The following is a 4,426-nucleotide window of genomic DNA, read 5'->3' on the forward strand; positions in this document are numbered from 1 at the left end:
TGTGGGTGGTGTTTTTTTTTTCCACGCCCCGGCCCCGGCGCGGGGCGGGGGGGGGCCCCCCCCGGGGCGCCCCCCCCCTCGGAAGTGTCCGTCCCGACGTGGGTCACAGCCCCATGTCCTTGGCGATGATGGTCTTCATCACCTCGGAGGTGCCGCCGTAGATCCGGGAGACCCGGGTATCCGCGTAGAGCCGGGCGATCGGGTACTCGGTCAGATACCCGTACGCGCCGTGCAACTGGAGGCAGGCGTCCACGACCCGGCCCGCGACCTCCGTACAGAAGAGCTTGATGTGCGCGGCCTCGGCGGCGGTCAGCTCGCCGGCGTCGTCCAGTTCCACCCCGCGGTCGGCGACGGCCTCGGCCGCCCGGAACTCGGCCTCGCACCCGGCCAGGACGAACCGGGTGTTCTGGCCCGCGGCCGAAGGGTCCCCGGCGTCCCGCCGCGCGATGACGAAATCCCGGGTGAACCGGATGGCGGCCCGGGCCTGGGCGACCCCGGCCACTCCGATCGACAGCCGTTCGCGCGGCAGGTTCCCCGACAGCAGACCGAAGGCCGCGCCCTCGTCGCCCAGCCGGTTCACCACCGGCACTCGGACATCGGTGAAGGAGAGTTCGGCGGTGTCCATGCTGTGCCGGCCGATCTTCGCCAGCTTCCGTCCGAGGGCGAACCCGGCGGAACCGGACTCCACGCACAGGATCGAAAGACCGGCCCGGCGGTCGGCGGGGTCGTACGGGGAGGTACGGCAGACCACCAGCACCAGATCGGCGACCGCGCCGCCGGTGATGAAGGTCTTGGCACCGTTGAGGACGTAGTGGCCGCCGTCCGCCGACAGCCGGGCCGTGGTCCTGATGCCCGCGAGATCGGATCCGGTGCCCGGCTCGGTCATCGCGATGGCGAGCAGGATGTCACCGGAGGCGCAGCCGGGCAGCCAGCGGGCCTTCTGCCCGCCGTTCGCGATCCGCAGCAGATACGGGAGCACCACACCGGTGTTGACATGGTGGTGCCCGAGGGACGCGCCGGCCAGGGCCACCTCCTCGTGGACGATCGCCTGGTACTTGTAGCTGGTCGGCCCGAGGCCGCCGTACTCCTCGGGGATGTCGAAGCCGAGCGCGCCGATCCCGGCCAGGCCCGTGAAGACGGAGCGGGGGACCTGTCCCGCCGCCTCCCAGTCGTGGATGCGGGGTGCCGCTTCGGTGGCGATGAACTCCCTGATCACCCGGCGGAACGCCTCGTGTTCGGGGGCGTAGAGGGTACGTCTCACCGGCTGTCCTCCCGGTCCGCGCCGGGGTCAGACACGGGCGCCGTCGACGACCAGGCACTGGCCGGAGACGTAGTCGGTCTCCGGGAGGCAGAGGACGTAGACGGCGCCCGCGGCCTCGTCGGGGGTGCCGGGGCGGCCCAGGGGGATGACCTTCGAGGCCATCGCCGCCTTCTCCGGGTTGAGGCCGACCTTGATCTCCCGGCCGTCGATGGTCAGGGTGGCGTTGTCGGCGGCGGTGACCTCGGTCATCCGGGTGAGGACGAAGCCGAAGGCGACCGCGTTGACATTGACCTTGTAGCGGCCCCACTCCTTGGCCAGGGTCTTGGTCAGACCGATGATCCCGGCCTTGGCCGCCGCGTAGTTGACCTGCCCCAGGTTGCCGTAGTAGCCGCTGGTGGAGGAGATGTTGACGACCTTGCGGTGGTAGTCCACCGGATGGGCCCTGAAGTACGGCTGGGCCGCGCGCAGGATCTTGAACGTCGCGGTCAGATGGACGTCCAGCACGGTGTGCCACTGCTCGTCGGTCATCTTCTGGATGACGGTGTCCCAGGTGTAACCGGCGTTGTTGACGACGATGTCGAGGCCGCCGAAGGTGTCGACCGCGGTCTGTACGAAGCGCTCGGCGAAGCCCTCATCGGTCACCGAGCCGACGCACGCAACCGCCGCCCCGCCCGCCTTCTCGATCTCCGTGACCGTCTCCGCGGCGGGCCCGGCGTCGAGGTCGTTGACGACGACCCGGGCGCCCTCGGCGGCCAGCTTGAGGGCGACCGCCCGTCCGATACCCCGCCCCGAGCCGGAGACGATCGCGACCCTGCCGTCCATGGTTCCCATACCGAACTGATTCCTTCCGATCGTCAAGGCATCTTGACTTTGGTTATGTGCGATTCACTTTTTAGGTGAACATCCCTAGTGTCAAGGTGGTCAGGCGGATAGTTTGTGTGAGGAAAGATTCGCCATTAGCCGTCGATCGGCAAGGAGATCCCATGCGTGACGCAGTCATCGTCGATGCGGTGCGAACCGCGGTCGGCAAGCGGAACGGGTCGCTCGCGCAGCAGCACTCGGCCTCCCTCTCGGCCCAGGTCCTGAACGCGCTGGTCCACAGGACCGGACTCGACCCGGCCCTCGTCGACGACGTCATCTGGGGCTGCGCGGGAGCCGTGGGCATGCAGACCGGGTGCGTCGGCCGGGCGGCGGTCCTCGCGGCGGGCTGGCCCGAGTCGGTGCCGGCGGTGACGGTGGACCGCCAGTGCGGCTCGTCGCAGCAGTCCGTGCACCAGGCCGCGGCCGGGGTGATCTCGGGCCAGTACGACGTGGCGGTGGCCGGCGGTGTGGAGATCATGAGCCGGATCCCGCTCGGCACCACCCGGCTCGACGGCAGCTTCGGCGAGCCGTTCGGCCCGGACGTCTGGGCGCGCTACGGCGGTGTCCGCTTCCACCAGGGCCGCGGGGCCCAGCTCATCGCCGACGAGTACGGCATCACCCGCGCCGAGATGGACCAGCACGGTCTGGACTCGCACACCCGCGCCGCGCGCGCGATCGACGAGGGCCGCTTCACCGGCCAGATCGCCCCGGTCACCGTCGCCGGTCCTGACGGCGGTGAGCGGGTCTTCGACACCGACGAGGGCGTCCGCCGGGGCTCCACCATCGAGGCCCTGGCCGCCCTGAAGCCCGCCTTCGGCGAGGGCGGCTCGATCACCGCGGGCAACGCCTCCCAGGTCTCCGACGGCACCGCCGCCCTGCTGATCACGACCGGTGAGTACGCCCGGGCCCGGGGCTGGCGGCCGATGGCCCGGATCCACACCGCCGTACTCGCCGGAACCGACCCCGTGACCATGCTGAAGGGCCCGATACCCGCCACGGCCAAGGCCCTGAAGAAGGCGGGCCTGGCGATCGACGACATCGGCGCCTTCGAGATCAACGAGGCGTTCGCCTCGGTCACCCTGGCCTGGCTGCGGGAGACCGGCGCCGACTACACCAGGATGAACCCGCTCGGCGGGGCGATGGCGATCGGCCATCCGATCGGCGGCTCCGGCGCACGGCTGATGACGACCCTGGTCCACCACATGCGCGACAACGGCATCCGCTACGGCCTCCAGTCGATGTGCGAGGGCGGCGGCATGGCCAACGCCACCGTCCTCGAACTCCTCTGACCCGCCGATGGACACCGCACCGCGGCACGCGACCGCGATCCGGACCCCCGCCCTCGCCCCCACCCCCGGCCACGCCGGCGACGGGGACGGCACCGGCGGGCGGCGGCCCGCCGGTCATCTGCTCGACTTCCTCAGCCTGGAGCGGCTGGACCGCGATCTGTTCCGGGGCTGGTGCCACGCGGGTCTGCCACGGCGGGCCTTCGGCGGCCAGGTCGCGGCCCAGGCGCTGACCGCCGCGGGCGGCACCGTCCCCGACGGGCGGCGCGTGCACTCCCTGCACGGCTACTTCCTGCGCGGCGGGAACCCCGCACTGCCCATCGTGTACGAGGTGGAGCGGCCCAGGGACGGCCGCAGCTACACGTCCCGGCGGGTGGCCGCCGTCCAGGGCGGGGAGGTGATCTTCACCCTCTCCGCCTCGTTCAAGCTCGCCGAGGAGACACCCGAACGGCAGCTCACCGTACCGCCGACGACTCCGCCCGATGAGCTGCCGAGCGCCTTCCGCAACTGGGCCGAGCGGGATCCCGAGGGGTTCGAACGGTTCGAGATCGGCCGGGTCCTCGACGTCCGGGTCGCCCCGGTGACCTGGACGGAGCACCAAGGGGGCACCGAACAGCGGCTCTGGATCCGCTCCGCCGAGCGGCTCCCCGACGATCCCCTGGTCCATATGTGCGCCCTCACCTACGCGTCGGACCTGATGCTGGCGCCCGTCGCGGCGCTCGACGTCGAGATCCCGGGACCACTGCGCACGGGCCCGGGCAGCTACCAGTCCTATCTGGCCTCCCTCGACCACGCCGTCTGGTTCCACCGGCCCTTCCGCGCCGACAGGTGGCTGCTGGTCGTCCAGCGGGGTCCGACGGCGGGCGACGGCCGGGGACTGGTCCACGGCGAGTTCTGGGACCGGGACGGCGGCCTCGTGGCGTCGGTGGTCCAGGAGACGGTGCTGCGACCCGGCAGACGCTCCTGACGACCCGCCCCGGTGGCGGGGCGTACACGAGAAGGCGGGGCACTTTCCGTG

4 protein-coding genes are annotated in these 4,426 nt (G+C 71.3%); 2 read left to right on the forward strand and 2 right to left on the reverse strand.

What is annotated here, in order from left to right; genetic code table 11:
* Nucleotides 1-103: 103 nt before the first annotated feature.
* Both ACFXG1_RS26150 and ACFXG1_RS26155 read right to left on the reverse strand, forming a co-directional pair.
* Entirely contained in the window at nt 104-1,261 is a 1,158-nt protein-coding gene (locus ACFXG1_RS26150) for an acyl-CoA dehydrogenase family protein (RefSeq protein WP_384721504.1), read from the reverse strand.
* A gap of 27 nt (nt 1,262-1,288) precedes the next feature.
* Entirely contained in the window at nt 1,289-2,092 is an 804-nt protein-coding gene (locus tag ACFXG1_RS26155; protein WP_384721507.1) for an SDR family NAD(P)-dependent oxidoreductase, read from the reverse strand.
* Nucleotides 2,093-2,244: 152 nt separating this feature from the next.
* On the opposite strand from ACFXG1_RS26155, the gene ACFXG1_RS26160 reads away from it, so the two are divergent.
* Nucleotides 2,245-3,411 (forward strand): thiolase family protein, encoded by a 1,167-nt coding sequence (locus tag ACFXG1_RS26160; protein WP_384744780.1) that lies wholly within the window; start codon nt 2,245-2,247, stop codon nt 3,409-3,411.
* A 7-nt stretch (nt 3,412-3,418) separates the two neighbouring features.
* Nucleotides 3,419-4,375: an acyl-CoA thioesterase gene (locus tag ACFXG1_RS26165; protein WP_384724329.1), complete on the forward strand. Its 957-nt coding sequence runs from the start codon at nt 3,419-3,421 to the stop codon at nt 4,373-4,375.
* The last annotated feature ends 51 nt before the right edge of the window (nt 4,376-4,426 follow it).

Source organism: Streptomyces sp. NPDC059248, assembly GCF_042753905.1.
In the GTDB taxonomy this organism is placed as follows: domain Bacteria; phylum Actinomycetota; class Actinomycetes; order Streptomycetales; family Streptomycetaceae; genus Streptomyces.